Consider the following 26643-nt stretch of genomic DNA (forward strand, 5'->3'; position numbering starts at 1 on the left):
CCCGCAGGCCCGGAGGGGGTGCCGCTCCCGCGCGATTCTCCGCAGTGCCGGGGGACACTGCCGCGCGGAGCGGGGGCTGAAGTGCGCTGCCGCTACAGGGCGTTCCGCATGTCGGCGGTCGGACCCCCGGGGCTCACCACCCACATTTGCCGCAACCCCCCTGGCTGCTCCGCGCGTTGACCTCCGCGAGAGCCGAGGAGAGCCGGTCCGCTTCGGTCGCCGGGCGGACCTCCCCCTTCGGCGCGTCCCACTCCCGCCCGCCCTGCGGTGGGCGGAGCGCGTAGTACGTCTCGCACTCCTCCATGACGACCCCCGTCCGCCTGACGACGGTGTCGTACACAAGGCAACCGACTTGAGGAGAGCCGTCCTCGTTGCCGCCTGCAGCCTGGCCCCCCACCGGGGTGGGTACCGATGATCGCGCCGCGTGATTATTCAATGAGTGGCTGGGGGGTTCTTCCGTTTCGCCGTACATCGCTCGCTCCGGTAATCCGGTTTGACTCACTGTCCTGCAATGACAACGGGTGACCCGTATGCTCCGAAAGCCCCAGCAGATGGACAGCGCCGCTTGTCCTAGGTTCTTCGGAGGTTCGTTTGACCGTCGAATCGGAGTCCGATTACCCGGACCCAACTGCCAGCCCTCTCACGCACTTTGGCAATGAGGTCCGGATTGAGCGCGAAGCGCTGAAATTGTCACGCAGAGAACTGGCCAAAGAGGCGCATTGCAGTCCGTCGCTGGTGGCCAAGATCGAGATCGGTGACCGGGTGCCTCAACTGGAGTTCGCGGAGACCTGCGACCGAGTGTTCCCCCACGCCCGGGGCCGGTTCGTCCGGCTCTGGCCGTTGGCACTGAGGTACGCGTTCCCACCCTGGTTCCGGCAGTACGTAGAACTGGAGTGGAAAGCCACCGTTGTGCGGATGTTCCATCCTCTGCTCATGCCCGGGCTGGTGCAGACGCGCGAGTATGCGACAGCCATACTCCGGGAGGGACGGGCAGAGAACTTGGAAGACCTGGTCACAGCCCGACTCGAACGGCAGCACATCTTGCAACGCGAGCAACCTGCCCGCCTCTGGCTTGTACTCCATGAACGGGCCCTGCGGAACGTCGTCAGAGACAGGCACGTGATGCGGGTGCAGTTGGAGCGGCTGCTGGAGCTGGCCGAGATGCCGACGAACCGCGTGCAAATCATTCCCGATGACGGCCACCAACATGGGCCCATGGCAAGCCCCTTCGGGGTGCTCTCGTTTACCGAAGGGTCAGACGTTGCGCATGTCGATGGCTTCCCTCGTGGATACGTCCTCGCAGAACCATCAGACGTTACCGACGCACAGGATGCCTATGATCTGCTGAAGTCCATGGCCGCGCCGCTGCACAAAACGGCAGAGCTGATCCACTCTGTGAAGGACTCGTACTCATGATCCACGCACTTCCCTCAGAGACAGACTGGACAAGTTCCAGCTACAGCCAAGGCAACGGAGGCGAATGCGTCGAGTGGGCCCCCGCCCACACGTCCGCCACCGGCGTCGTCCCCGTCCGCGACAGCAAGAACCCCACCGGCCCGACCCTGATGGTCACCCCCACCGCGTTCGCCGGACTGGTCGCCCTCGCCCGGGCCGCCGACCTTTAAGAACTCGCGCGCCCCTGAGCCCCGCCGACTCCCATTCTCCGGGTCGGTGGGGCTTGGTCATGGGGATGGACGGGACGGGGTGGCGGCGGCCGGGCTTCAGCCGACCGGGTGGGAAGGAGGGGCCAACCGGCCCTGTTGGATGCTCAACGCTCGCATGGGGGGTCCGGGCCGCTCATGGTCGGGTTGACCGAACCCTGTGTGTGCCCGGAGGTGCTCCCTGTCCGCCGAGACTTTCGACAAAACAGACGGCGCACCCGGCGAGACCGCGTCGCTGCCCCGCTGGCGGGCGGCGCTGCGGCGCGCGGCCCCCGCCCTCGGGCTCTTCGCGGCGGCGCGGCTGACCGGGCTGCTGGTGATGGCCTGCTGGGCCTGGCACATCGACCGGCCGCCGAGGCGGGTTCTCGCGAGATCCTGGGACTCCGACTGGTATCTGCTGATCGCCGAGCACGGCTACGGCCGCACCCTGACCTGGCCCGACGGCGCGGTCCAGAGCGATCTGGCGTTCTTCCCGCTCTACCCAGCCCTGGTCCGGGCGGTCGCCTCGGTGCTCCCGGTGACCAGCGGCAGCGCCGGGCTGCTGATCTCCTGGACGGCGGCCGGGGCGGCGGCCTGGGGCGTCTACGCGATCGGTGAGCGGCTGTACGGGCGGCGGACGGCCACCGCGCTGGTGCTGCTCTGGGGGCTGCTGCCGCACTCGGTCGTGCTCTCCATGGCGTACACGGAACCCCTGCTGACCGCCTTCGCGGCCTGGTCGCTGTACGCCGTACTCAGCGGGCGCTGGCTGTGGGCGGGCACGCTGTCGGCGCTGGCGGGCCTCGCCCGGCCCAATGGGATCGCGGTGGCGGCGGCCGTGTGCGCGGTCGCCGGATACACCCTGCTGAAGCGGGAGCGCCGGGGCGAGTGGCGGATCTGGGCCTCGGCGGCGCTCGCCCCGGTGGGCTGGTGCGCCTATGTGCTGTACGTCGGGTTCCGCACCGGTGATCCGCTGGGCGGCTACTTCCAGGTGCAGAGCGGCTGGACCTCGCGGTTCGACTTCGGTGTGGGGGCGCTGCGCGCGGTGCGCGAGATCGTGCTGCGGCCGACGATGTTCCCGCTGGTGATGACGCTGGTGATCGTCGGGGCCTCGCTGGCGCTGTTCGCCCTGCTGGTGCTGGAGCGGCCGCCGATCGCGCTGCTGGTGTACACCGGGGTCCTGGTGCTGATCACCGTCGGCGGCTCGGGGTTCTTCGAGTCCAAGCCGCGCTTTCTGCTGCCGGCCTTCCCGCTGCTGCTGGCCCCCGCTCGGGCGCTGACGAAAGCCCGGCCGGGGACGGCGGCCGTACTGACCGCCGCCCTGGCCGGGCTGTCGTTCGCCTATGGGACCTACCTGCTGACGCTCTCCCCGGTCGCCCTCTGAGGGATCCGAGGGATCTGAGAGAAAGGCCCTGACCTCAACGGGTCAGGCGTCGTCGCCGGGCTTCTCCTCGTCCGACGCGGGCTCCAGGCCCAGCTGCTCCACGAGCCACTTGTCGAACTCGATCGCGGCGCGCACCCAGCTGACCGTGGAGGACACGAAGTGCTCCAGGCTGACGCCGGAGCCGATCAGCATCTGCGCCTCGCCGATGAGACGGATGGTGGCGCCACCCTCCTCGTCCTCGTGGAGGTGGGTGTAGACCTTGGGCCACAGGGTGCGGCGGTTCCAGTCGTCGATCACATCGAGGACCTTGGACCGCTCCTCGACCGGCAGCGGCCGGTCGTAGAAGGTCCGGACGGAGAAGACCTGCTGGTCGTCCTCGCCCCGGAACATGAAGTACGTGCGGAATTCCTCCCACGGAGCCGCGAGGTCGCCCTCGTCGTCAATGACGTACTTCAGCTCCATCTGCTCAAGAAGCTGCTTCACCAGGTCCTGGTCGGGAACGACGGGGCCCGCCGGTCCTTCGGCCTGGGGCTGGGGCTGGCCCCCGAAATTCGGAATCGAGGACGGATCGATGGTCACCGTGGATTTCCCTTCGTACGGATGCCGCCATCCTCCCCCATCCCCGGCCCGGACTGACAACCCCCACCCCCGCGCCGGTACGGAGCCGTCCGCGACGACTCCGTACCGGCGGAGGAGCTAGAGGGTCTTCCCGGACACGGGGCCCACGGTCAGACCGTCCTCCGAGCGGTCGACGCGGACCGTGTCGCCGTCCGTGACCTCGCCGGAGAGGATCTCCCGCGCGAGCCGGTCGCCGATCGCCGTCTGCACCAGCCGGCGCAGCGGCCGGGCGCCGTACGCGGGGTCGTTCCCCTCGTCGGCGAGCCAGGCCAGGGCGGCGGGGGTGACGTCCAGGGTCAGTCTGCGCTCCGCGAGCCGCTTGGCCAGCCGGTCGATCTGAAGGCCCGCGATGTGCTCCAGCTCGTCCCTGGTGAGCGCCGAGAAGACCACCAGATCGTCCAGCCGGTTGAGGAATTCCGGCTTGAAGGAGGCCCGTACGACCTCCAGCACCTGCTGCTTCTTCTCCTCCTCGGTTGTCACCGGATCCACCAGGAAATGGCTGCCAAGATTGGACGTGAGAATGAGGATGGTGTTCCGGAAGTCGACCGTCCGGCCCTGTCCGTCCGTCAGCCGGCCGTCGTCCAGCACCTGGAGCAGGATGTCGAAGACCTCCGGGTGCGCCTTCTCCACCTCGTCCAGCAGCACCACGCTGTACGGGCGTCTGCGCACCGCCTCCGTCAGCTGGCCGCCCTCCTCGTAGCCGACATAGCCGGGGGGCGCGCCGACCAGCCGGGCGACGCTGTGCTTCTCGCCGTACTCGGACATGTCGATGCGGATCATCGCCCGCTCGTCGTCGAAGAGGAAGTCGGCGAGCGCCTTGGCCAGCTCGGTCTTGCCGACGCCGGTGGGGCCGAGGAAGAGGAAGGAGCCGGTGGGCCGGTCCGGGTCGGAGATGCCCGCGCGGGTGCGGCGGACGGCGTCCGACACCGCGCGCACGGCCTCGGTCTGGCCGATGAGCCGGCGGCCCAGCTCCTCCTCCATCCGCAGCAGCTTCTGGGTCTCGCCCTCCAGCAGCCGCCCGGCCGGGATCCCGGTCCAGGCCCCCACCACGTCCGCGATGTCGTCGGGGCCGACCTCCTCCTTGACCATGGTGTCCGTACGGGCCTCCGCCTCGGCCTCGGAGGCCTCGGCCAGCTCCCGCTCCAGGGTCGGGATCTCCCCGTAGATCAGCTTGGAGGCGGCGTCGAAGTCGCCGTCGCGCTGGGCGCGCTCGGCCTGCCTGCGCAGATCGTCGAGGAGTTCCTTCAGCTCGCCGACCCGGTTGAGGCCCTGCTTCTCCTTCTCCCAGCGGGCGGTGAGGCCGCGCAGCTCCTCCTCCTTGTCGGCGAGGTCGCGGCGGAGCTTCTCCAGGCGCTGCTTGGAGGCGGCGTCGGACTCGTTCTTCAGCGCCAGCTCCTCCATCCGCAGCCGGTCGACGGAGCGCTGGAGTTCGTCGATCTCCAGCGGGGAGGAGTCGATCTCCATCCGCAGCCGGGAGGCGGCCTCGTCCACCAGGTCGATGGCCTTGTCGGGCAGGAATCGCGAGGTGATGTACCGGTCGGAGAGGGTGGCCGCCGCGACCAGCGCGGAGTCGGCGATCTGCACCTTGTGGTGGGCCTCGTAACGGCCCTTGAGGCCGCGCAGGATGGCGATGGTGTCCTCGACGCTCGGCTCGGCCACCAGCACCTGCTGGAAGCGGCGCTCCAGCGCCGGGTCCTTCTCGATCCGCTCGCGGTACTCGTCGAGGGTGGTCGCGCCGACCATCCGCAGCTCGCCGCGGGCCAGCATCGGCTTGAGCATATTTCCGGCGTCCATCGCGGAGTCGCCGCCCGCGCCCGCGCCGACGACGGTGTGCAGCTCGTCGATGAAGGTGATGACCTGGCCGTCGCTGGCCTTGATCTCGGAGAGGACGGTCTTCAGCCGCTCCTCGAACTCGCCCCGGTACTTGGCCCCCGCGACCATCGCGCCGAGGTCGAGCGAGACCAGCCGCTTGTTCCGCAGCGACTCGGGGACATCGCCCTTGACGATCCGCTGGGCGAGGCCCTCGACGACGGCGGTCTTGCCGACGCCGGGCTCGCCGATGAGCACCGGGTTGTTCTTGGTGCGCCGGGAGAGCACCTGGACGACCCGGCGGATCTCCTGGTCCCGGCCGATGACCGGGTCGAGCTTGCCGTCGCGGGCGGCGGCGGTGAAGTCCGTGCCGAACTTCTCCAGCGCCTTGTACTGGCCCTCGGGATCCGCTGTGGTCACGCGCCTGTCTCCCCGTACTTTTCCGAACGCGTCCAGCAGCCTCTTGGCCGACGCGCCCTGCTGATCGAGCACCTCGCCGGCCCGGCCGCCCTTGGCGGCCAGACCGATCAGCAGATGCTCGGTGGAGAGGTATTCGTCGCCCAGCTCCTTGGCGCGGCGCGAGGCGTCGGCGATGACGGCCAGGAACTCGCGGTTGGGCTGGGGCGGGGCGACGGTGGATCCGGTGACGCTGGGCTGGGCGGCCAGCAGCCGCTCCGCGCCGGAGCGCACGGCGGCCTGGTCCGCGTCGACGGCGGCCAGCAGATCCGTCAGATTCTCGTTGTCCTGGCCCGCGAGCAGCGCGACCAGCAGATGCGCGGGGGTCAGATCGGGATGTCCCGCGGTCACCGCCAGCTGGGTGGCGGCGTTGATGGCGTCCCGGCTCTTGTTGGTCAGCTCGGCGTCCACGTTCGGTCTCTCCTCCTTGCGGCGGCGGTGTGGGTGGGGGATCCGTCAGTGCTCGGCGCGTCAGCGCGCCAGCCGGAGGTGTTCCCCTTGACACTGACTCCTACAACCTGCACAAAGTTGAGTCTATTTCACTCAATCCTCTTGCGCCATCCGGGTCGGCCCCCTGTCCCCGCCCGGCCCTTCACCGTTGGCAGCCGCAATTACGCTGACGGTATGACTTCGGATGTGGGCCGCTTCGGCCCCGCTTTCCTCGCGTTCTGGCGTGAGCGCCATCTGTCCACCCTGACCACTCTGCGGCCGGACGGCAGCCCGCACGTGGTCCCGGTGGGAGTGACCTACGACCCCGAGACGCGCACGGCACGGGTGATCACCAGCAGAACCACCCGGAAGGTCGCCAACATCCTGCGCGCGGCCGACGGCGAGGGCGGCGCGCGGGTGGCCGTCTGTCAGGTCGACCGGGCGCGCTGGGCGACGCTGGAGGGCCGCGCGCAGGTGATCACCGACGCGGAGCGGGTCGCCGACGCCGTACGCCGCTACGCGGAGCGGTACGAGCGGACCCCCGCGCCCAATCCCGAGCGGGTGGTCATCGAGATCGCGGTGGACCGGGCGACCGGCCGGGGGCCCGGCATCTCACGCGACTGAGCAGACAGCGGACCCGCCCGCTCCGGGGCGAGGCGTACGGGAAAAGCACAGCGGCGCCATCGCGTTTCAGGTCCGCGATGACGCCGCTGTGTGGGGGAAGCGCTTGAGCGATTTGGAACGACGGGGGAATCGCTCAAGCACTGCGGGGGGTGGCGGTGGTGGTATCGGGCTCGACCATCTGGTGGTCGCGCTGGTCCAGGTTGACGAAAATCATTCCGTAGCGGATCGCGCATCGGACGGGCTGCGGCGCGCCACGGGGCCTGCGAAGGCACCGATACGCTCGGACGTCCTCGTCCTCCTCGCGCGCCACGACGATCGGCTCGCCGAACAGAGTGACCATCAACGAGTCGCCACGGTGGGGGATTGCCGTGACGAGGTCGATGAAGTGCCACCCCGAGCGGTATGCCGTAGCCATCTCACGCCGGAAGACCCGGTCGTCCGGAGGAACGGTCATGCTTCTGTGCCGTTGGTCGAAGGGACTCCCCAGGAGGGCTCACCGGTCGTCGTGAAACCCCAGGAGGGCTCACCGTGTCCGACTGCGATCGTCTCCACGGGAGCGGACCCCCACGAAGGTTCACCACTGAGTCCCCATGAAGGCTCACCCTGGGCCCCCGCCACCTTGTCGGCAGGAGAGCTACCCCAGGAGGGCTCACCGGAGGCTCCCACGCCGAGCGCGGCAGCCGCTATGGCAAGAGCACAAAGAGCACGTAGCGTCCTAGACATGGGTGATCTCCACCTCTTTTGATCAATCCTCCTCCCCCGCGCATAAGACGATGTCTCACTCCGAACGCTTGCACCAGCGACGGCAGGCATCATGTTCCTGTAATGCAGGAGCCTGAGGGGGTGCATATGACGTCTAACGAGGGCGAATTCGGACACCCTCATGCAGACGGCGAGCTGTGCGAGGCTGGGAAAAGTCTGTACATCACCGCTCTTCGTACCGGGCGAATCGCCCGGTCGGAGGCGGAACCCATGCCTTGCCTCTTCGATCTCGCCCTGCTGCACCCGGATCCCGACGACGCGCAGTGGCTCCGTCCGGTGCCTCCGACCACGGCACTGACACAGCTGATACACCCCATTGAGCGGGAGATCCAAGAGCGAAGGCGACGTACTGTCGCTCTGACCGACGCTCTTGAGCCATTCATGGCGTTCACCGCTCAGAATTCCACCGCGCCCCAGGGTGTAACCGTCCTGGAAGGTCTCAACCGCATCAACGCGACCCTCGACCAGGTCACCGCGGACTGCACGGAGGAACTGCTCACCGTCCAGCCGGGCAGCGGCCGGCAGCCGCACATCCTGGAGAAGGCGCTGCGCAGGGTGGAGCCGCTGATCGAGCGGGGCGTACGGATGCGGACGCTCTACCAGCACACCGCCAGGCACCATCCGGCGACGCTCGCCTATATGGAGCAGGTGGGGCCGTCCGGCGTGGAGGTGCGGACGCTGGAGGAGATAATCGACCGGCTGATCATCGTGGACCGCAGGGTCGCCTTCATCCCGGCGAGCAGCGACCGGCTGTCGGCGCTGGAGCTGCGGCACAAGGGGATCGTGGAGTATCTCGTCGGGGTCTTCGAGCAGTTCTGGCTGCACGGGCTGCCCTGGGAGGAGCCGGTCTCCTACGGGCCGGATCTGGACGGCATCACCGGGGTGCAGCGTTCCATCGCGAAACTGCTGGTGGAGGGGCATGTGGACGAGGCGATCGCCCGGCGTCTCGGTATGAACGTCCGTACGTGCCGGGCCCATATCGCCAAGCTGGGGTCCTCGCTGGGCAGCGGCAGCCGTACTCAGTTGGGGTATCTGATCGCGCAGTCGAAGCTTTTGGAGCGCGACTCCTGACGCCTTCAAGGGCGTTCATCGCATCAAGAACCGGGCGGCCGTCCGGTAAACGGCCAAAAACCATCGCCCCCGGCGCAAGCGCGCCGGGGGCGATGTGTAGGCATTGGACCGCCGGAGCCCCTTACGGGCGTCTGACGGTCCGTCCGGCTCCGGTCCGTCCCGGACCCGCTCGCGGGTGCCGTACGCGCCGGAGCGGGCCGCCTCGCGGCTCACAGCCGGCTCTCAGGAAGGGGCGCGCGGGGCACCTGCGGTCCGCCCGGGACGCGACCAACCGCGCCACGGAGGCCGATTTCCGGCGCTCAGGCACCTGTCCCTGGGGCTTGGGGGGGCGGGTGCCCGGGGGCCGGGTCGGGCTATTCGCCGCGCTTGGGCCGCCACACCACCAGCGCGCTGGCCTGCTGCACATCCTGGTACGGCACGAGATCGCGCCGGTAGGAGGCGTGCACCTGGGCCTCGCGCTGCTGGATGGCGACCGCCGCGCTCTCGACCGCCGCCGACAGCTCGGCGACCCGGGACTGAAGGGCGGCGACCTGGTGTTCCAGCTCGATGATCCGCTTGATCCCGGCGAGATTGATGCCTTCGTCCTGCGACAGCTGCTGCACGGTGCGCAGCAGCTCGATGTCACGGGCGGAGTAGCGCCGCCCCCGGCCGGCGGTGCGGCCGGGGGAGACCAGCCCCAGCCGGTCGTACTGCCGCAAAGTTTGCGGATGCAGACCGGAGAGCTGAGCCGCCACCGAAATCACATATACCGGCGACTCATCGGTCAGCTCGTAGGGGTTGCGACGCCTTCCGTCCATGTCATGCTCCCTTCGCGGCCTGGAACAGCTCGGCCCGCGGGTCCTCCTCCGCGATGGCTTCGCGGTAGGCCTCCAGCGCTTCCTTCGCCTTGTCGCTCAGTTCCCTGGGGACCGCGACCTCGACGGTGACGAGCAGATCGCCACGGGTGCCGTCCTTGCGGACCGCTCCCTTGCCGCGGGCGCGCATCGTCCGGCCGTTGGGGGTGCCGGGGGGCAGCTTGAGGGTGACGGCGGGGCCGCCCAGGGTGGGCACCCGCACCTCGCCGCCGAGGACCGCCTCGGTGTAGCTGACGGGCACGGTGACGGTGAGATTGTCGCCCTTGCGGCCGAAGACCGGGTGCTCGCCGACATGGACGACGACATAGAGGTCGCCGGCCGGTCCGCCGCGCTCGCCCGGCGCGCCCTTGCCGCGCAGCCTGATCCGCTGGCCGTCGGAGACGCCCGGCGGGATCCTGACCTGCATGGTGCGCGAGGAGCGGGCGCGCCCGCTGCCCTTGCAGACCTCGCAGGGGTCCTGTGCGATCAGGCCGCGGCCCTTGCACTCCACGCACGGGTCGGTCAGCGAGAAGGAGCCGCTGCCGCCGCGCGAGACCTGGCCGGTGCCGACGCAGGTCGGGCAGACGCGGGGCGTGCCGTTCTTGTCGCCGGTGCCGGAGCAGGCCTTGCACGCGGCCGAGCTGGACATCCGCAGCGGGACGGTGGCGCCGTCGACCGCTTCGGTGAAGCTGAGCGTGACCTCGGACTCGACGTCCTGGCCGCGCCGGGGCTGGGTGCGGGGGCCCGCCGGGCCCGCGCCCCGGTTGAAGAGGCCGCCGAAGACATCGCCGAGCCCGCCGCCGAAGCCGCCGGCTCCGGGGCCGCCCTGCCCGCCGCCCTGGGGACCGCCGAAGAGGTCGCCCAGGTCGAAGTTGAAGTTGCCGCCGCCGGCCCCGCCGGGACCGGCCCTGAAGCCGCCGTTGCCGAAGAGGGCACGGGCCTCGTCGTACTCCTTGCGGCGCTTGGGGTCGCCGAGGATGTCATTGGCCTCGGAGATCTCCTTGAAGCGCTCCTCCGCCTTGGCGTCGCCCTTGTTGGCGTCCGGGTGGAACTCGCGGGCGAGCTTCCGGTACGCCTTTTTGATCTCGGCCTCGGTGGCGTCCTTGGGGACGCCGAGAACCTTGTAGTAGTCCTTCTCGACGAAGTCCTTCGTACTCATCGACATCCCTCCTTCCGGACGGTTTCCGGGGTGGTGCCCCGAAGGGCTTCCGGGAGTGTCTCCCGGAAGCCCCCCGGGAGACGCTCCCGGCCGTTCCTCGCCTGACTCGCGTCAGCCCTCTTCGGGGCCACCGCTCTCCTCGTCGTCCGCGGCCTCGTCCTTGCCGGGCGTGGCGCCCGGCTGAGGCTCGGCCACCCCGACCCTGGCGGGTCGGATGGTCCGCTCGCCGATGCGATACCCCGGCTGAAGCACCGCGACGCATGTGGTCTCGGTGACATCAGGGGCGTAACTGTGCATCAGCGCCTCGTGGATGGTCGGGTCGAAGGGCTCGCCCTCCTTGCCGAACTGCTGGAGGCCCATCTTGGCGGCCGCGGTCTCCAGGGACTCGGCGACCGACTTGAAGCCGCCCACCAGCTCCCCGTGTTCCCGGGCCCGCCCGATGTCGTCCAGCACGGGCAGCAGCTCGGCCAGCAGATTCGCCGTGGCGATCTCCTTGACCGTGACCCTGTCCCGCTCCACCCTGCGGCGGTAGTTCTGATACTCGGCCTGGAGGCGCTGGAGGTCGCCGGTGCGCTCATTGAGCGCCGTACGAGCCTGGTCCAGCTCCGCGGTCAGACCGATGACCTTCGCTTCGTCCCCTGCCGGGGCCGCCTTGCCCTCCTTCTCGGAGGACTCGGCGGACTCGGCGGCGGCGTCGTCAGATGTGGCGCCGGAAGGGACGTCGGGCTTCTCTTCGAACCCCGGAGTCTCCTCCGTCACGCGGCACCACCCTTGGAGTCCTTCTCGTCGTCGACGATCTCGGCGTCCACGACATCGTCGTCGGCCTTGGCCTGGCCGGCCCCGGCGTCACCCTGGGCGTCGCCCGCGGGCTGCTGTGCGTCGGCGTACATCGCCTGGCCCAGCTTCTGCGAGACGGCCGCGACCTTCTCGGTGGCCGTGCGGATCTCCGCGACGTCCTCGCCCTTGAGCTTCTCCTTCAGCTCGGCGATGACGGTCTCGACCTCGGTCTTCACATCGGCCGGAACCTTGTCCTCGTTGTCCTTGAGGAACTTCTCCGTCTGGTAGACCAGCTGCTCGCCCTGGTTCCGCGTCTCGGCGGCCTCACGGCGGCGGTGGTCCTCCTCCTGGTACTGCTCGGCCTCCTGGCGCATCCGGTCGACCTCGTCCTTCGGCAGCGAGGAGCCGCCGGTGACGGTCATCTTCTGCTCCTTGCCGGTGCCCAGGTCCTTCGCGGCCACGTGCATGATGCCGTTGGCGTCGATGTCGAAGGCGACCTCGATCTGCGGGACCCCGCGCGGGGCCGGCGGCAGACCGGTCAGCTCGAACATGCCGAGCTTCTTGTTGTACGCCGCGATCTCGCGCTCGCCCTGGTAGACCTGGATCTGCACGGACGGCTGGTTGTCCTCGGCCGTGGTGAAGATCTCCGAGCGCTTGGTCGGGATCGTGGTGTTGCGCTCGATCAGCTTGGTCATGATGCCGCCCTTGGTCTCGATGCCGAGGGACAGCGGGGTCACGTCGAGGAGCAGGACGTCCTTGACCTCACCCTTGAGGACACCGGCCTGGAGCGAGGCGCCGATGGCGACGACCTCGTCCGGGTTCACACCCTTGTTGGCCTCCTTGCCGCCGGTCAGCTCCTTGACGAGCTCGGCGACGGCCGGCATACGGGTGGAGCCGCCGACGAGGACGACGTGGTCGATCTCGGCGAGGGCGATGCCCGCGTCCTTGATGACGTTGTGGAACGGCGTCTTGCAGCGGTCCAGCAGGTCCGCGGTCAGCTGCTGGAACTGGGCGCGGGTGAGCTTCTCGTCCAGGTGCAGCGGGCCCTCGGCGGAGGCCGTGATGTACGGCAGGTTGATCGAGGTCTCCGTGGAGGAGGACAGCTCGATCTTCGCCTTCTCGGCGGCCTCGCGCAGACGCTGGAGGGCCATCTTGTCCTTGGACAGGTCCACGCCGTGACCGTTGGCGAACTGCTTCACCAGGTAGTCGACGACACGCTGGTCCCAGTCGTCGCCACCGAGGTGGTTGTCGCCGTTGGTGGCCTTCACCTCGACGACGCCGTCGCCGATCTCCAGCAGCGAGACGTCGAAAGTGCCGCCGCCGAGGTCGAAGACCAGGATGGTCTGGTCGTCCTTGTCCAGGCCGTAGGCCAGGGCGGCCGCGGTCGGCTCGTTGACGATGCGCAGGACGTTGAGGCCCGCGATCTCACCGGCCTCCTTGGTGGCCTGCCGCTCGGAGTCGTTGAAGTACGCCGGGACGGTGATGACCGCGTCCGCGACCTTCTCGCCCAGGTACGCCTCGGCGTCGCGCTTCAGCTTCTGCAGGATGAAGGCGCTCATCTGCTGCGGGTTGAAGTTCTTGCCGTCGATCTCGATCTTCCAGTCGGTGCCCATGTGGCGCTTGACCGACCGGATGGTCCTGTCGACGTTGGTGACGGCCTGGCGCTTGGCGACCTCGCCGACCAGCACCTCGCCGTTCTTCGCGAAGGCGACGACGGACGGCGTGGTCCTGGCGCCCTCGGCGTTGGTGATGACGGTGGGCTCGCCGCCCTCCAGAACGCAGACGACCGAGTTGGTCGTGCCCAGGTCGATGCCGACCGCACGTGCCATGTCAATTCCTCCAGCTGACTACTTGAGTGGATCTGGCTCAAGGATGCACGAGACCCCTCTCGGAGTCAACAGAGCTGAGTCAACCCCACTCAACTTTTATCCCCCGCTTATCCGCACCCCTGGAGCCTCCCGGGCATCCCCGGGCGTTCAGGGCGTCGTTCAGGGCGTCCGGCGGCCGTCCGCGCGGCGTACCGCCGCCGGGTGCGGTGCTTCTGTAAGAGTGATGCCCGCAATGGCGTGAAACGCACCAGTTCGACATTGATTGCGGTCGAGAGCCCATGGCGATGCCCGCCTCCTCCCCCGCCAAGCGGGTCTTCGATCTCGCGGCCTGCGTTCCGCTGCTGCTCCTGCTGGCCCCGCTGCTGCTGGCCCTCGCGGCGGCGGTCGCCCTCTCCTCCCGGGGGCCCGTCCTCGTCCGCCGGGAGCGGGCCGGGCTCGGCGGACGCCCGTTCTCGATGCTCACCTTCCGCGCCGCCCCCGGGACCCGGGTCGGACGGCTGCTGCACCGCCACTTCCTCGACCATCTGCCCCAGCTGATCAATGTCGTCCGGGGTGAGATGTCCCTGGTCGGCCCGCGCCCGCTCACCCCGGCCAGGGCGGCGGCCGTCACCGGCCCGGCCCGCGCCGGGCGGTCCGTACGCCCCGGGATCACCGGCCTGTGGCAGACCGGCCGGCGCTCCGGACTGCCCTGGGACGAGATGGCCGTACTCGATCCGCACTATGTGGAGGCCCACTGGCTGGGCCTCGATCTGATGATCCTGGCGCGCACCCTCCCGGCGGCGCTCCGGGGGCGCGCCGCCGTGGGGCGGGGGCGTACGCCCGCGCCCCGAGCACGAAGGGTCGCCTGAGCGACACAGATCACCGGTCGCGTGGCTACAGTGCGGCGAAAAAGGTGGGTAGCCTCAGCACGGACTGATTAAGTTACCGCTTAGTAGTGTCGATGGTCCCCACCTCGCAGGCCTGAGGAGCCAGAAATGCAACTCGCCGCGATCGTCGTGTCGCTGGTCCTGACCGTGGTCGGCGTCGCGCTCATCGCCCGAGCCGTCGCGGAGATCTACCGGTTCGTCCGGCTCGGCCAACCCGTGCCCGCCGGCAGCCGTACCGACAGCCCGAGGCAGCGAGCGATCACCCTGGCCAAGGAGTTCCTCGGCCACACCCGGATGAACCGCTGGGGCATCGTCGGCTTCGCGCACTGGTTCGTCGCGATCGGCTTCCTCACCCTGCCGCCCACCCTGGCCCAGGCGTACGGCCAGCTCTTCAAGGCCGACTGGACGCTCCCGGTCATCGGCGGCTTCGTCCCCTTCGAGATGTACATCGAGTTCATCGGCCTGATGACCGTGGTGGGCATCCTCGTCCTGATCGGGATCCGGCTGCTCAACCTGCCCTCCCGGGCTGGCCGCAAATCGCGCTTCGCGGGCTCCAAGGCCTGGCAGGCCTACTTCGTCGAATACATCATCCTCACCATCGGCCTCGCCATCCTCGCCCTGCGCGGGCTTGAGGGCGCGATCCACCACATCGACGGCTACCAGGCCGCGTACTTCGTCTCGTACCCCCTGGTCCTGCTCTTCGACGGGCTGGCCACCAGCACCCTCCAGACCTGGATCTACTTCACCGCCATGGTGAAGATCGGCACCTCCCTGATCTGGATGATCACGGTCTCGCTCAACACCAACATGGGCGTCGCCTGGCACCGCTTCCTCGGCTTCCCCAACATCTGGTTCAAGCGGAACGCCGACGGCGCCACCGCGCTCGGCGCGCTCCAGCCGATGACCTCGGGCGGCAAGGAGATCGACTTCGAGACGGTCTTCGACGACGAGGGCGAGGAGGCCGTCTTCGGCGCCTCCCAGGTCGAGCACTTCTCCTGGAAGGGCATCCTCGACTTCTCCACCTGCACCGAGTGCGGCCGCTGCCAGTCCCAGTGCCCCGCCTGGAACACCGGCAAGCCCCTCTCCCCCAAGCTCCTGATCATGTCCCTGCGCGACCATGCGCACGCCAAGGCCCCCTATCTGCTGGCCGGCGGCGGCAAGACCATGGAGGGCGAGGAGAAGGCGTCCGCCGAGGCCCTGAAGGACGTCCCCGCCGCCGCCCTGGCGGAGGCGGAGCGCCCGCTGATCGGCACCCTGGAGGAGAACGGGGTCATCGACCCCGACGTGCTGTGGTCCTGCACCACCTGCGGCGCGTGCGTCGAGCAGTGCCCGGTCGACATCGAGCACATCGACCACATCGTCGACATGCGCCGCTACCAGGTGATGATCGAGTCCGCGTTCCCCTCCGAGGCGGGCACGATGCTCAAGAACCTGGAGAAGAAGGGCAACCCCTGGGGCCTGGCGAAGAAGCAGCGCGTCGAGTGGACCAAGGAGGTCGACTTCGAGGTCCCGATCGTCGGCCAGGACGTCGAGGACCTCACCGAGGTCGACTACCTCTACTGGGTCGGCTGCGCCGGCGCGCTGGAGGACCGGGCCAAGAAGACCACCAAGGCCTTCGCCGAACTGCTGCACATCGCGGGCGTGAAGTTCGCGATCATGGGCGGCGAGGAGAAGTGCACCGGCGACTCACCCCGCCGGCTGGGCAATGAGCCGCTCTTCCAGCAGCTCGGCCAGGAGAACGTGGCGATGCTGAACATGGCCTTCGGCGAGGATGACGAGGATCCCGCGACCCGCAAGCCCAAGGCCGCCAAGCGGATCGTCGCCACCTGCCCGCACTGCTTCAACACCATCGCCAACGAGTACCCGCAGCTCGGCGGCGAGTTCGAGGTCATCCACCACACCCAGCTGCTCCAGCATCTGATCGACGAGGGCCGACTGGTCCCGGTGACGCCCGTCGAGGGCCTGATCACCTACCACGACCCGTGCTACCTGGGCCGTCACAACAAGGTCTACACCCCGCCGCGCGAGATCATGTCCGCCGTCCCGGGCCTGCGCCAGCAGGAGATGCACCGCCACAAGGAACGCGGCTTCTGCTGCGGCGCGGGCGGCGCGCGGATGTGGATGGAGGAGCGGATCGGCAAGCGCATCAACACCGAGCGGGTCGACGAGGCGCTCTCCCTCAACCCCGACATCGTCTCCACCGCCTGCCCGTTCTGCCTGGTGATGCTCACCGACTCGGTCAACGGCAAGAAGAACGACGGCCAGGCGAAGGAGAGCCTCCAGGTCGTGGACGTCGCACAACTCCTCCTCGACTCGGTGCGCACCCCTCCGTCCGACCCGGCCCCGGACCCGGCGTCGACCGCCGAACCGGAGCCCGCGCGCTAGGGAGTGTCTTCAAAGTAGCGTCGTCCTCCCGTAGGGAGGGTCTGGCGGGGTCTGGTGCTCCCCCTGGGCCTTCGGCCCGGGAGGTGCCCCCAGATCGCAAGGCGGAGGAGGGAGTCGACGCGGTGGGGGTACTCCCCCTGGCTCCGCCGGGGGCACCCCCACCCGGGCGAAGCCCAGGGGGCCGTCGGCGACCGACGACAACGCGGCGAGCGTGCGTGCCAGGGCACGACAGGCAGACGGGACTTTGAAGACACGACCTAGGGCCTCTCGTGGGGGAGCCCCCGCCGTCCCTCCTGTACGGGGCGGGCTCGGGGCTCCCTTAGGGGATGTCACAGCTCTGCGGCAAAGGGCCCTTCCACCCGGGCCCGCCGGTACTGGAACGGGCCCGAGCGGGTACGTTCGACAACGTGGCTGGATTCAGGATCGGACGCGGCCGGGACAACCGCACGCAGCAGCAGCAACCGCGGCAGGCACCGCCACCGCACGGTGGCGGCGGCCGTGCGGCACCTCCGCACACCCAACAGCAGCCGCCCCAGTGGCCCCAGCCGCCGGGCGGCGGCCACCGCGGTGGACCCCACCAGGGCGAACCGGAGTACTTCGGCGACCCGTACCAGCAACAGCAGCCCCCGCGGCAACCCCCGTACGGCGGCCCCGCCCCGGCCCACGACCCGTACGCCAACGCCCCGGCCCCCGCTCCCTACGCGAACAGCCCGCGCCACGACCCGTACGCGAACAACCCCGGCCATACCCAGGCGTTCCGCGTGGACGACCCCTACGGCCAGGGCGCGACCTACCAGGCGGGCGACGCCCCCGCCGCGCCGCCCGCCGGTCCCAGGCTGCCCTGGAAACAGCTGCTGAGCGGGATGGTGCTGCGCCCGGCCGTGACATTCGGGCAGATGCGGGACTACGCGGTGTGGGGCCCCGCGCTGGCGATCACCTTCGTCTACGGCATGCTCGCGATCTTCGGCTTCGACAAGGCGCGCGAGGAGACCATCAACGCGACGATCTCGTCGGCGATCCCCTACGTCCTGACCACCGGCGTCGCCTTCGTCATCGGCGGTCTGATCCTCGGCGCGGTCACCCACACCCTCGCCCGCCAGCTCGGCGGCACCGGCGCCTGGCAGCCCACGGTCGGCTTCTCCATGCTCCTCATGTCGGTCACCGACGCGCCCCGGCTGCTCTTCGCCATGTTCCTCGGCGGCGAGAACGCCCTCGTCCAGGTCGTCGGCTGGATGACCTGGCTGGCGGCCGGCGCGCTCTTCACCGTGATGGTCGGCAAGTCCCACGACCTGCCCTGGCCGAAGGCGCTGGGCGCTTCGGCCATCCAGCTGATCGCCCTGCTCTCGATCATCAAGCTGGGCACGATCTGACCCCTTTGAGCATGCGAAAGGGCCCCGCCGCCTCGGCAGCGGGGCCCTTTCCGCACTCCGTGTCCCGTGTTCCGTGTCCTGTGTTCCGTGCTCCTGGGTCAGGCGTCGAGAACCTGTCCGGACCTGCGGACGACGGGCTTCTCGACACTCCAGGGGAAATTGATCCACTCGTCGGTGCGCTTCCACACGTACTCGCACTTCACCAGCGAGTGCGACTTCTCGTAGATGACCGCGGAGCGCACTTCGGCGACATGGTCGACACAGAAGTCGTGGACCAGCTTCAGGGTCTTCCCCGTGTCGGCGACATCGTCGGCGATGAGGACCTTCTTGTCCGAGAAGTCGATCGCGTTGGGCACCGGCGCCAGCATGACCGGCATCTCCAGCGTGGTCCCCACCCCGGTGTAGAACTCCACATTCACCAGATGGATGTTCTTGCAGTCCAGCGCGTACGCCAGCCCACCGGCGACAAAGACCCCGCCGCGCGCGATGGAGAGGACGATGTCGGGCTCGTACCCGTCGTCCGCGATCGTCTGCGCCAGCTCACGGATCGCGCCGCCGAACCTGTCGTACGTCAGGTTCTCTCGTACATCACTCATGCTCACACCTGCGTCCGGTGGAAATTCATGAACGAGCGCGAGGCGGTCGGCCCGCGCTGTCCCTGATAACGGGATCCGTACCGCTCACTCCCGTACGGGAATTCCGCGGGCGAGGTCAGCCGGAACATGCACAGCTGGCCGATCTTCATACCCGGCCAGAGCTTGATCGGCAGCGTCGCGAGGTTCGACAGCTCCAGCGTCACATGCCCGGAGAAACCCGGGTCGATGAAGCCGGCCGTCGAATGGGTGACCAGCCCGAGCCGCCCGAGGGAACTCTTCCCCTCCAGCCGCGACGCGATGTCGTCGGGCAACCCGATGACCTCGTAGGTCGACGCCAGGACGAACTCCCCGGGGTGGAGGATGAACGCCTCGTCGCCCTCGGGTTCGACCGTCCGTGTGAGGTCGGCCTGCTCGACCGCTGGGTCGATATGGGGGTAGCGGTGGTTCTCGAACACCCGAAAATAGCGGTCCAGCCGCACATCGATGCTCGAGGGCTGCACCATGGAATCGTCGAACGGGTCGATGCGCACCCGACCGGCGTCGATCTCGGCCCGGATGTCCTTGTCTGAGAGAAGCACCCCCCGAGGATACGCAGAGCACGCGGACCCGCCCTAACTCGGACAGCCCCGCGCGCCCCATCCTCACCCCCGCCAAGCCGCTACCGCTTCTCCCGCACCACCGGCACTACCGGCACCACACTCCGCAACCGCGCACACCTCGGACACCGAATCAACCGCCCGGGCCCAATCCGCCCGGCCCCGAGCTGCTGCATCGGAAACGAAGCGGTAGTGAAAACGTGCCCCTCGGCACAGCGGACGACGGTACTTTCCATCAAGTCCATCTGGTCCCTTCCCCAACAAATGCGGACGAACACCCACATTAGGGGATCCCCACCCCACCCTCACCCCCGGCACTCCGCCCCCACCGTACGCCCCCAACTCCCGCCCCTCACCGCCCCATCCGCCCTCCAACGACCCCTCACCGGCGCAGCGTCGTACGCCCGGGGGCGGGGATGGGGTAGAGTGAGCGGCGTTGCGGATCTGGGAGTCCAGGTCCTCGCGCGGGTGTAGTTTAATGGTAGAACATGAGCTTCCCAAGCTCAGAGCGCGAGTTCGATTCTCGTCACCCGCTCCAAGCAGAAGCCCCAGGCCAGCGGCCCGGGGCTTTCGTGTTGTCTAGACCACTCGCTGTGATGACGTGCCCTTCGCCTGCCCGATGGGCGGCAATCCGATCTTGATGCCACCGGGCTGTGCCCGCCGGCTCTGGCTCGCGGATGCGCCCCGCCTTGTTGCAGGATTCCTGGCGGTCTCGCTTGGCGGGGGCCTACGGTGCTTGTGGGTTCGAGAGCCGGAGGGGGTTCCGTGAGGGGTACGGGGTTGGCGGGGCGGATCGCTGAGCGGCGGGCGGGGGCGGGTGACCCCCGGGAGCTGGTCGGGGAACTGCGGCGCTCGCTGGTGTTGGTACCAGTCGATGGCGGTGGCCTGTGGACGGCGGAGTTCGGTGGGGTGCGGTGGGTGTGCGGCTTCACGGACGAGGAGGCGTTGGCACGGTTCGCGGAGGCGCGCGGGGAGGCGGGGCGGTCGTGGGAGTTCGCCGAGGTGCGTGGGGCGCGATTGCTGGACGAGATGGTTCCGGCGTTGGGGGTGCCGGCCGGGGTGGCGGTGAATGTCGCGGACGGGGAGGGGGCGATGCTGTTCCCGCCGGTCGCGGGCATCGTGCCGGACGCAGTGGCCGTGGACGCGGAGGGCCGGGGCTGATGGGCGGCGGGGCGGAGGATCTCGGAGTCGGCCGGGAGAGTGTTCAGCAGATCACCTCGGGGCTGCGGGCCGCGATCGCCGAGCTCGGCGAGTTCGGTACCAACACCGGGTCGCTGATGGGCAAGGGGCTCTCGGATCTGTCGATGACGGGGATGGAAGCCGGACACCACGGACTATCGACGGACTTCGAGGACTTCTGCGAACGCTGGGAGTGGGGGATGCGGGCGCTGGTCCAGGACGCGAACACGATCGCGGCGAAGCTGGGGCTGGCGGCGGGGCTGGTCTGGGAGGAGGACCGGTACGTCGAGGGCACGATGAAGGTCGCGGTGAACGCCGCCGTCGGCAATCCGCACGCCTCCGAGGACGAGATCGTCAAGCAGGAGTGGGGCGAGGTCCTCAGGCCCGACTATCTGGACCCGGACTACAGCCGGGAGTCGTTCGACCGGGCGAAGGCCGAGGCCGGTCAGACCTGGAAGGACACGGGGCGGGCGGTGCTGACCGAGGGCATGGGCGGGCAGCGGGTCAGCGCGATCAACGACCTGATCGGCGTCGACCAGGAGCAGTTCGAACGGGCCGTCGACAGCGCCTACGGGCCCTCGCCCGAGGAACGGGCCGCACAGCAGCAGGGCAGTGGGGGGAGCTGAGCCATGGGCATCGGGGACATCGTCAGTGATCTCACTCCGGATTCGGTGGAGAACGCGGTCGAGAAGGGGACCGAGTGGGTGGGGAACCGGGTCGAGGACGCCGGGGACTGGACCGCCGACCGGCTCGACGACGTCGGCTGGGAGTCCGGATCCGACTGGGTCCGGGACAAGTCGCGCTCCCTCGCCAACCGCATGGGCGCGGAAGTCGACGAGCTCGATCTCGGACAGAGCGAGGACAAAACCAAACTGGTCTACGGGTCACCGTCGAAGCTGCGTTCCACGGCCGCCCATCTGAAGGATCTCCAGAAGGCCTTCGACAGCGTCGGCAAAGGGCTCGGAGGGCTGGACTCCTCGGCGCTCAAGGGACAGGCCGCGGACGCGTTCCGCGCGACGGTGAAAATCGAGCCGCCGAAGTGGTTCAAGGGCGCGGACGCTTTCGGGAAGGCAGCTGGAGCGCTGGAGTCCTTCGCATCGACGGTGGAGTGGGCACAGGGCCAGGCGCAGACCGCGATCGACAAGTGGAAGGCCGGGACGAAGGCCTCCGAGGACGCCCTGGACGCGCACAAGGCAAGCGTCGACACCTACAACAGAGCCACTGACCAGTACAACGCGAAGCCCGCCGACCAGCGGGACCCGTCATCTCTGCCGCCGAAGCCGGGCGCGTTCTCCGACCCGGGGAAAGCACGGATGGAGGAGGCCCAGGAACTCCTCGCCGAGGCCCGCAAGCAGCGGAACAGCGCTGCCGAGACCGCCCGCGGCGCGGTGGCGGCGGCACGCGACGCGGCCCCGCCGAAGCCCTCGTACGCCGCCCAGATGGCGGACGGCCTGGCCGAGTACGAGGTGCTGCGGACCCACTTCGGCGCGGGGATAGTCAAAGGCACAGCAGGGCTGGTCACCTTCGCCCGCAGCCTCAATCCCCTCGACCCGTACAACATCACGCACCCCGCCGAGTACGCCCTCGCGCTCAACAACACCGCCGCCGGACTGGTCATGGTCGCCAACGACCCCGCGGGCGCGGGCAAGCAGATGATCACCGGCTTCATGAAGGACCCCGCCGAGGGCTTCGGCCGACTCGTCCCCGACCTCCTGCTGACCGCCGCTACCGGCGGCGCCGGAGCCGGCGTCAAAGGCGCCCGGGTCGCGAAGGAAATGGCCGACCTCGCCACCGACACCAACCGGGCGCGCAACGCCGTCGACGACGCACCAGCGGGCACCCACAACCGTACCGACGGCGAGAAGACCACCAAGGGCACCGACCCCGTCGACCTCGCCACCGGCCGGATGTTCCTGCCCCAGACCGATGTAGTCCTTCCCGGCACCCTGCCTCTTGTCTTCACACGCCGTGTCGAGTCCGGCTACTCTCTCGGCCGATTCTTTGGCCCCTCCTGGGCCTCCACCGTCGACGAACGCCTGGAGATCGACGCGACCGGTGTCGTCCATGTGACCGACGACGGCAGGCTGATCACCTACCCCCACCCCGTCCCCGGACTGCCCACCCGGAGCGAGTCCGGGACCTCCCGCACCACACTCGTTCGCCTGAACGACGGCGACTACACGATCACCGACCCCGACACCGGCCGCACACACCACTTCGCGGCACCACCAGGAAACCCCGGCGACGACGGCGACGCCTGGGCCGTCCAGATCAGCGACCGCAACCACAACACCATCACCATCGACCGCGCCGACGACGGCACACCCCTGGCACTCGTCCACTCCGGCGGCTACCACCTCAGACTCACCAGCGAAGACGGCCGAATGACGGCCCTGGCCCTCGCTGACGGCGAGGAGATCCATCCGATACGGCGTTACGGATACACGGCTGGCGACCTCACCACCGTCACCAAACCCTCCGGTGCCACACTCACCTTCGAGTACGACCACCATCACCGAGTCATCGCCTGGATCGACTCCAACAACAGCCGTTACGAATACGCCTACGACCACCGGCACCGCGTGATCGCCGAAGGCGGCGAAGCCGGCCACTTCCGACTCACCCTCGCCTACGGTGACCCCGCCCCCGAAAGCGGCCACCGCACCACCACCCTCACCACCGCCGAAGGACACACCACCCGCCACCTCATCAGCAGCGAAAGCCGCGTTCTGGCCACCACGGATCCGATCGGACACACCACCAGCCACACATACGACACCTGCGGCAACCGACTCACCCGTACAGACCCCCTCGGCCGGACAACAGCCTTCGCGTACGACGAAGACGGACGGCTCACCACCGTCACGCGCGCGGACGGTGCCGAACTACGCTCGACACACAACGAACTGGGGCTCCCAGCGGAGTTCATCGACCCCGACGGTGGCAGTCGCCGTCAGGCATACGACGAACGCGGCAACCTCACAGCAGCCATCGACCAGGCAGGCCACACCACGCACTTTGCGTACAACAGCCATGGCCACCGTCTCTCGATCACCGACGCGCTGGGCGCGGTCACAACAATCCGCTGCGAACCCACTGGGCTGCCGGGGGAGGTGACCGATCCGCTCGGCGCCACCACCCGGTACGAACGCGACGCCTTCGGACGCCCCGTGCGCATCACGGATCCGCTCGGCGCAATCACTCATCTCGAATGGGACGTCGACGGCAGGCTGTCACGCCGTACCGAACCGGACGGCTCGGTGGAATCCTGGGCATACGACGGCGAGGGCAACCGCACCAGCCACACCGACCGCCTTGGCCGAACCACCCGCTTCGAATTCACCCACTTCGACCTGCTGGCGGCCCGCGTCGGCCCCAACGGGGTACGCCACGAGTTCCGGCACGATTCCGAGCTGCGGCTTACTGAGGTTACCGGCCCATACGGACAAAAATGGGCTTACTCTTTCGATCCCGCCGGTCGGCTGGTCTCCGAGACGGACTTCGACGGACGCACCCTTCTCTACGCCCTCGACGCAGCCGGGCAGATCTCCCGTCGCACCGACGCACTCGGCGAAGAGATCTCTTTCGAACGCGATCCGAGCGGCCGCGTAATCAGCAAGAACGCGGCAGGCCGCACGACGACCTACACCTACGACCCGGCCGGGCGACTGATCCATGCAGTCGGCCCGGACAGCGAACTCATCCACCAGTACGATCGTCGCGGGCTGCTCAAGACAGAGATGGCCGAGGGCCGGGTCACCGTCTACGGATACGACGCCCTCGGCCGCCGGACTCATCGGACGACCCCCACTGGTCACCACACCGTCTACCGCTACAATGCGGCCGGACGACGGAGCCACCTTGCCACCGGCGACCGCGGTATTGCCTTCGCCCACGACGCCGCCGGGCGGGAACACGAACGGATCTACGGAGACACTCTCACCGTCGCCTCCGCGTGGAACTCCACGGGCCGCCTCACCGAGCAGCGCTTCATCACGGGCAACCGCACCCTCAACCACCGCGAATACACCTACCGTGCCGACGGCCACCTCACCGCCGTCGACGACACGCTCCGCGGCCTCTCCCGCTTCGATCTCGACATCACCGGTCGGGTCACCAACGTCTCCACCACCGACTGGACCGAGTCTTACGCCTACGACGAGAGCGGAAACCAGACCTCGGCGGCCTGGCCCCCCACTCACTCGGGCCACGAGGCCACCGGCCAACGCTCCTACACAGGAACCGCCCTCGCCCAGGCCGGGAGCGTCCACTTTGAACACGACGCCCTCGGCCGCGTCACCCTGCGTCGGAAGACCCGCCTCTCCCGTAAACCTGATATCTGGCACTACGAGTGGAATGCCGAGGACCGCCTCACCGCCGTCACCACCCCCGACGGCACCCGCTGGCGCTACCGCTACGACCCTCTCGGTCGCCGCACGGCCAAACAGCACCTGGGACCCGACGGTGAAACCGTGGTCGAGGAAACCCTCTTCGCCTGGGACGGCACCACCCTCTGCGAACAAGTCACCACCTCGGCCAGTCTGCCCAACCCAGTCGCCCTGACCTGGGACCACCAAGGGCTGCGCCCTCTCGCCCAGACCGAACGCATCCTCAGCTCCCAGGCACCTCAGCATGTCGTCGACGAGCGCTTCTTCGCTATCGCCACCGACCTCGTCGGAACCCCCACCGACCTCATCGACGAGACGGGCGAACTGGCCTGGCACACCCGCACCACTCTCTGGGGCGTCACCACCTGGAATCGAGACGCCGATACCTACACGCCCCTCCGCTTCCCAGGTCAGTATCACGATCCAGAAACCGGACTGCACTACAATCATTTCCGGCATTACGACCCCGAAACCGCCCGGTACTTGACCTCGGACCCCCTTGGCCTCGCACCCGCGCCCAACCCGCTGGCGTATGTGCTCAATCCCCACGTCTGGGCCGACCCGTTGGGGCTCGCCCCCGACTACCACGAATTCCACACGGTTCAGGACCGATCGAACGCGACGCGACTGCGCGGTGATGGCACCCCTTGGCCGTCGGAGGACACACGAGGGCAGTATGGTGAAGGGGTTTACTCTTGGGGTTCCGCAGAGGAGGCGGCTCGCTATGCCGAGCGGTTGCGCAACCGTGGCGTGGACGTCGAGATTCTGCGGTTCAAAATATCTGACTCCGATTTCTCATCACTCAACAAGGCAGATGTCGTAGAAATGTCACCCGCTGATGCCGAGGCATTCATGGATCGCTACAGTCGTTTGTACGGCGATGGCACTCCACACGACTTCGACTACATTCGCGGCCATACAGGAATGGGCGACGAACACTTCTTCCACAAGAGGATATTCGATCTCTTGAATTTCACGAACTGAGGATCGACATGACCGAGGAGTTCAAGTTCCGTTTCCGTCGGGGATCACACGGACTCGCAGCGAATCTCCGAGCCGGAACACATCCGCTCCGAGAAGCTCCGGCACAGGGCATTCAGATCTACAGGAACATCTGGCTCGCTCTGCCGGAACCCGGGCTGCACTGGAAGGACACGGCCTGGCTCGCGTTCGGCGTCTCGCTGAACGCACCAACGCTGAGCAGGCTCCAGCCAGAAGGGTCGCTCATCCGCGTCGCAGCACTCGACTACCCCTTGAGCGACTACCGAGCCGAGGTGGCAGCACTGGCCATGGACGGATGGCTGCGCGCGCGATTCGCCATCGAGACGCCGGGCGCTTCGGTCGACTACGACGCCATACAAGATCAGTACACCTTCACCTGGGGCGATGTCACTGATCCTTTCTCGGACGCACCCATGAGGTGAGGTGAGCGTGCCCGCCTTGTCGCGTGCCCATCCCCGATCTTCCCTCCGCTCGGCGTAAGGACCGACCGATCAAGGCCCTTTGCCCAGGACGCCGCGGCTGAACAGGCCCCTCCCCGCCGCACATCGCCGGCGCGGCGAATGCCGCCCTGGAGCCGGCGACCGATCCGGCAGAGTTTCGGGATCAGAAGGTCGTCGTGCCAGACCCGTGCCAGACCGGCCGGTGAATCACTGTCAAACGACAGATGCCGGAGAAGACTCGATTGCCTTCCCTGGCGCACTCGTTCCCGCTGTTCAGCACCCCTATCGGACCGCAAGAATCGCTGATTCCCAAGCTCAGAGCGCGAGTTCGATTCTTGTCACCCGCTCCAAGCGGAAGCCCCAGGCCAGCGCCCCGGGGCTTCGTATTATCTAGACCACTTGAGGGTGGTGTGCGACCTCCAAGTGACCCGTT

22 protein-coding genes and 1 tRNA gene are annotated in these 26643 nt (G+C 68.4%); 13 read left to right on the top strand and 10 right to left on the bottom strand.

Translation table 11 applies throughout. The annotated features are described in order from the left end of the window. The first annotated feature begins 591 nt into the window (after positions 1-591). The 3 genes from IE247_RS01345 to IE247_RS01355 all read left to right on the top strand — a co-directional run bounded on the left by IE247_RS01345 (position 592) and on the right by IE247_RS01355 (position 3021). Positions 592-1416, top strand: coding sequence for a helix-turn-helix domain-containing protein (locus IE247_RS01345; protein ID WP_190120954.1), 825 nt, complete (start codon positions 592-594; stop codon positions 1414-1416). Continuing rightward, positions 1413-1625: a DUF397 domain-containing protein gene (locus IE247_RS01350; RefSeq protein ID WP_190120955.1), complete on the top strand. Its 213-nt coding sequence runs from the start codon at positions 1413-1415 to the stop codon at positions 1623-1625. The genes IE247_RS01345 and IE247_RS01350 overlap by 4 nt, the downstream gene beginning before the upstream one ends. 271 nt (positions 1626-1896) lie before the next feature. Then, entirely contained in the window at positions 1897-3021 is a 1125-nt protein-coding gene (locus IE247_RS01355) for a putative hexosyltransferase (RefSeq protein WP_190121379.1), read from the top strand. A 42-nt stretch (positions 3022-3063) separates the two neighbouring features. Here the strand turns inward: IE247_RS01355 and IE247_RS01360 are convergent, their stop codons facing one another. Together IE247_RS01360 and clpB are read right to left on the bottom strand one after the other, a co-directional pair. Beyond that, entirely contained in the window at positions 3064-3600 is a 537-nt protein-coding gene (locus tag IE247_RS01360) for a type III secretion system chaperone family protein (RefSeq protein ID WP_190120956.1), read from the bottom strand. Positions 3601-3717: 117 nt separating this feature from the next. After that, entirely contained in the window at positions 3718-6315 is a 2598-nt protein-coding gene (clpB, locus tag IE247_RS01365) for an ATP-dependent chaperone ClpB (RefSeq protein WP_190120957.1), read from the bottom strand. 213 nt (positions 6316-6528) lie between these two features. Between clpB and IE247_RS01370 the strand changes: the two genes are divergently transcribed. Next, on the top strand, positions 6529-6957 hold the full coding sequence (locus tag IE247_RS01370; protein ID WP_190120958.1) for a pyridoxamine 5'-phosphate oxidase family protein: 429 nt from the start codon (positions 6529-6531) through the stop codon (positions 6955-6957). Positions 6958-7090: 133 nt separating this feature from the next. Here IE247_RS01370 and IE247_RS01375 read toward each other — a convergent pair whose 3' ends face one another. Continuing rightward, positions 7091-7411, bottom strand: coding sequence for a Rieske (2Fe-2S) protein (locus IE247_RS01375; protein ID WP_190120959.1), 321 nt, complete (start codon positions 7409-7411; stop codon positions 7091-7093). A gap of 395 nt (positions 7412-7806) precedes the next feature. Between IE247_RS01375 and IE247_RS01380 the strand changes: the two genes are divergently transcribed. Beyond that, entirely contained in the window at positions 7807-8790 is a 984-nt protein-coding gene (locus IE247_RS01380; protein WP_190120960.1) for a helix-turn-helix transcriptional regulator, read from the top strand. A gap of 353 nt (positions 8791-9143) precedes the next feature. Here the strand turns inward: IE247_RS01380 and IE247_RS01385 are convergent, their stop codons facing one another. The 4 genes from IE247_RS01385 to dnaK form a co-directional block, all read right to left on the bottom strand. Next, positions 9144-9587 (bottom strand): heat shock protein transcriptional repressor HspR, encoded by a 444-nt coding sequence (locus IE247_RS01385; RefSeq protein WP_190120961.1) that lies wholly within the window; start codon positions 9585-9587, stop codon positions 9144-9146. Between the two features lies 1 nt (position 9588). Further along, positions 9589-10782, bottom strand: coding sequence for a molecular chaperone DnaJ (gene dnaJ / locus IE247_RS01390; protein ID WP_190120962.1), 1194 nt, complete (start codon positions 10780-10782; stop codon positions 9589-9591). Between the two features lie 111 nt (positions 10783-10893). Beyond that, entirely contained in the window at positions 10894-11541 is a 648-nt protein-coding gene (gene grpE / locus IE247_RS01395; protein ID WP_190120963.1) for a nucleotide exchange factor GrpE, read from the bottom strand. After that, a complete protein-coding gene (gene dnaK / locus IE247_RS01400) occupies positions 11538-13388 on the bottom strand; it encodes a molecular chaperone DnaK (RefSeq protein WP_190120964.1) in 1851 nt (616 codons plus the stop codon). The genes grpE and dnaK overlap by 4 nt, the downstream gene beginning before the upstream one ends. Before the next feature lie 278 nt (positions 13389-13666). On the opposite strand from dnaK, the gene IE247_RS01405 reads away from it, so the two are divergent. The 3 genes from IE247_RS01405 (at position 13667) to IE247_RS01415 (ending at position 18009) form a co-directional block, all read left to right on the top strand. Next, the gene (locus IE247_RS01405) at positions 13667-14236 is read left to right on the top strand and encodes a sugar transferase (RefSeq protein WP_229868418.1); all 570 of its coding nucleotides are present in this window, start codon (positions 13667-13669) and stop codon (positions 14234-14236) included. Positions 14237-14362: 126 nt separating this feature from the next. After that, a complete protein-coding gene (locus IE247_RS01410; protein WP_190120965.1) occupies positions 14363-16639 on the top strand; it encodes a (Fe-S)-binding protein in 2277 nt (758 codons plus the stop codon). A gap of 407 nt (positions 16640-17046) precedes the next feature. Then, a complete protein-coding gene (locus tag IE247_RS01415; protein ID WP_190120966.1) occupies positions 17047-18009 on the top strand; it encodes a Yip1 family protein in 963 nt (320 codons plus the stop codon). Between the two features lie 98 nt (positions 18010-18107). On the opposite strand, the gene IE247_RS01420 is transcribed toward IE247_RS01415, so the two are convergent. From IE247_RS01420 to IE247_RS34065, 3 genes are all read right to left on the bottom strand, one after another. Further along, positions 18108-18605 (bottom strand): phosphoribosyltransferase, encoded by a 498-nt coding sequence (locus IE247_RS01420; RefSeq protein ID WP_190120967.1) that lies wholly within the window; start codon positions 18603-18605, stop codon positions 18108-18110. A gap of 2 nt (positions 18606-18607) precedes the next feature. Next, entirely contained in the window at positions 18608-19183 is a 576-nt protein-coding gene (gene dcd / locus IE247_RS01425; RefSeq protein ID WP_190120968.1) for a dCTP deaminase, read from the bottom strand. Positions 19184-19263: 80 nt separating this feature from the next. Then, positions 19264-19446: a hypothetical protein gene (locus IE247_RS34065; RefSeq protein ID WP_229868421.1), complete on the bottom strand. Its 183-nt coding sequence runs from the start codon at positions 19444-19446 to the stop codon at positions 19264-19266. 219 nt (positions 19447-19665) lie between these two features. On the opposite strand from IE247_RS34065, the gene IE247_RS01430 reads away from it, so the two are divergent. From IE247_RS01430 to IE247_RS01450, 5 genes are all read left to right on the top strand, one after another. Continuing rightward, positions 19666-19739 (top strand) — tRNA-Gly (locus IE247_RS01430). Between the two features lie 227 nt (positions 19740-19966). Continuing rightward, positions 19967-20362, top strand: a complete 396-nt coding sequence (locus IE247_RS01435; RefSeq protein ID WP_190120969.1) for an SseB family protein — start codon at positions 19967-19969, stop codon at positions 20360-20362. Further along, positions 20359-21006 carry a hypothetical protein gene (locus tag IE247_RS01440; protein ID WP_190121381.1) on the top strand — a complete coding sequence of 216 codons (648 nt, stop codon included), beginning with the start codon at positions 20359-20361 and terminating at the stop codon, positions 21004-21006. Before IE247_RS01435 ends, IE247_RS01440 begins: the two co-directional genes overlap by 4 nt. Positions 21007-21009: 3 nt before the next feature. Then, positions 21010-25752, top strand: coding sequence for a putative T7SS-secreted protein (locus IE247_RS01445; protein WP_190120970.1), 4743 nt, complete (start codon positions 21010-21012; stop codon positions 25750-25752). Positions 25753-25760: 8 nt separating this feature from the next. Beyond that, the gene (locus IE247_RS01450) at positions 25761-26192 is read left to right on the top strand and encodes a hypothetical protein (RefSeq protein ID WP_190120971.1); all 432 of its coding nucleotides are present in this window, start codon (positions 25761-25763) and stop codon (positions 26190-26192) included. Positions 26193-26643: the final 451 nt, after the last annotated feature.

This window comes from Streptomyces inusitatus (assembly GCF_014651115.1).
In the GTDB taxonomy this organism is placed as follows: Bacteria; Actinomycetota; Actinomycetes; order Streptomycetales; family Streptomycetaceae; genus Streptomyces; species Streptomyces amakusaensis.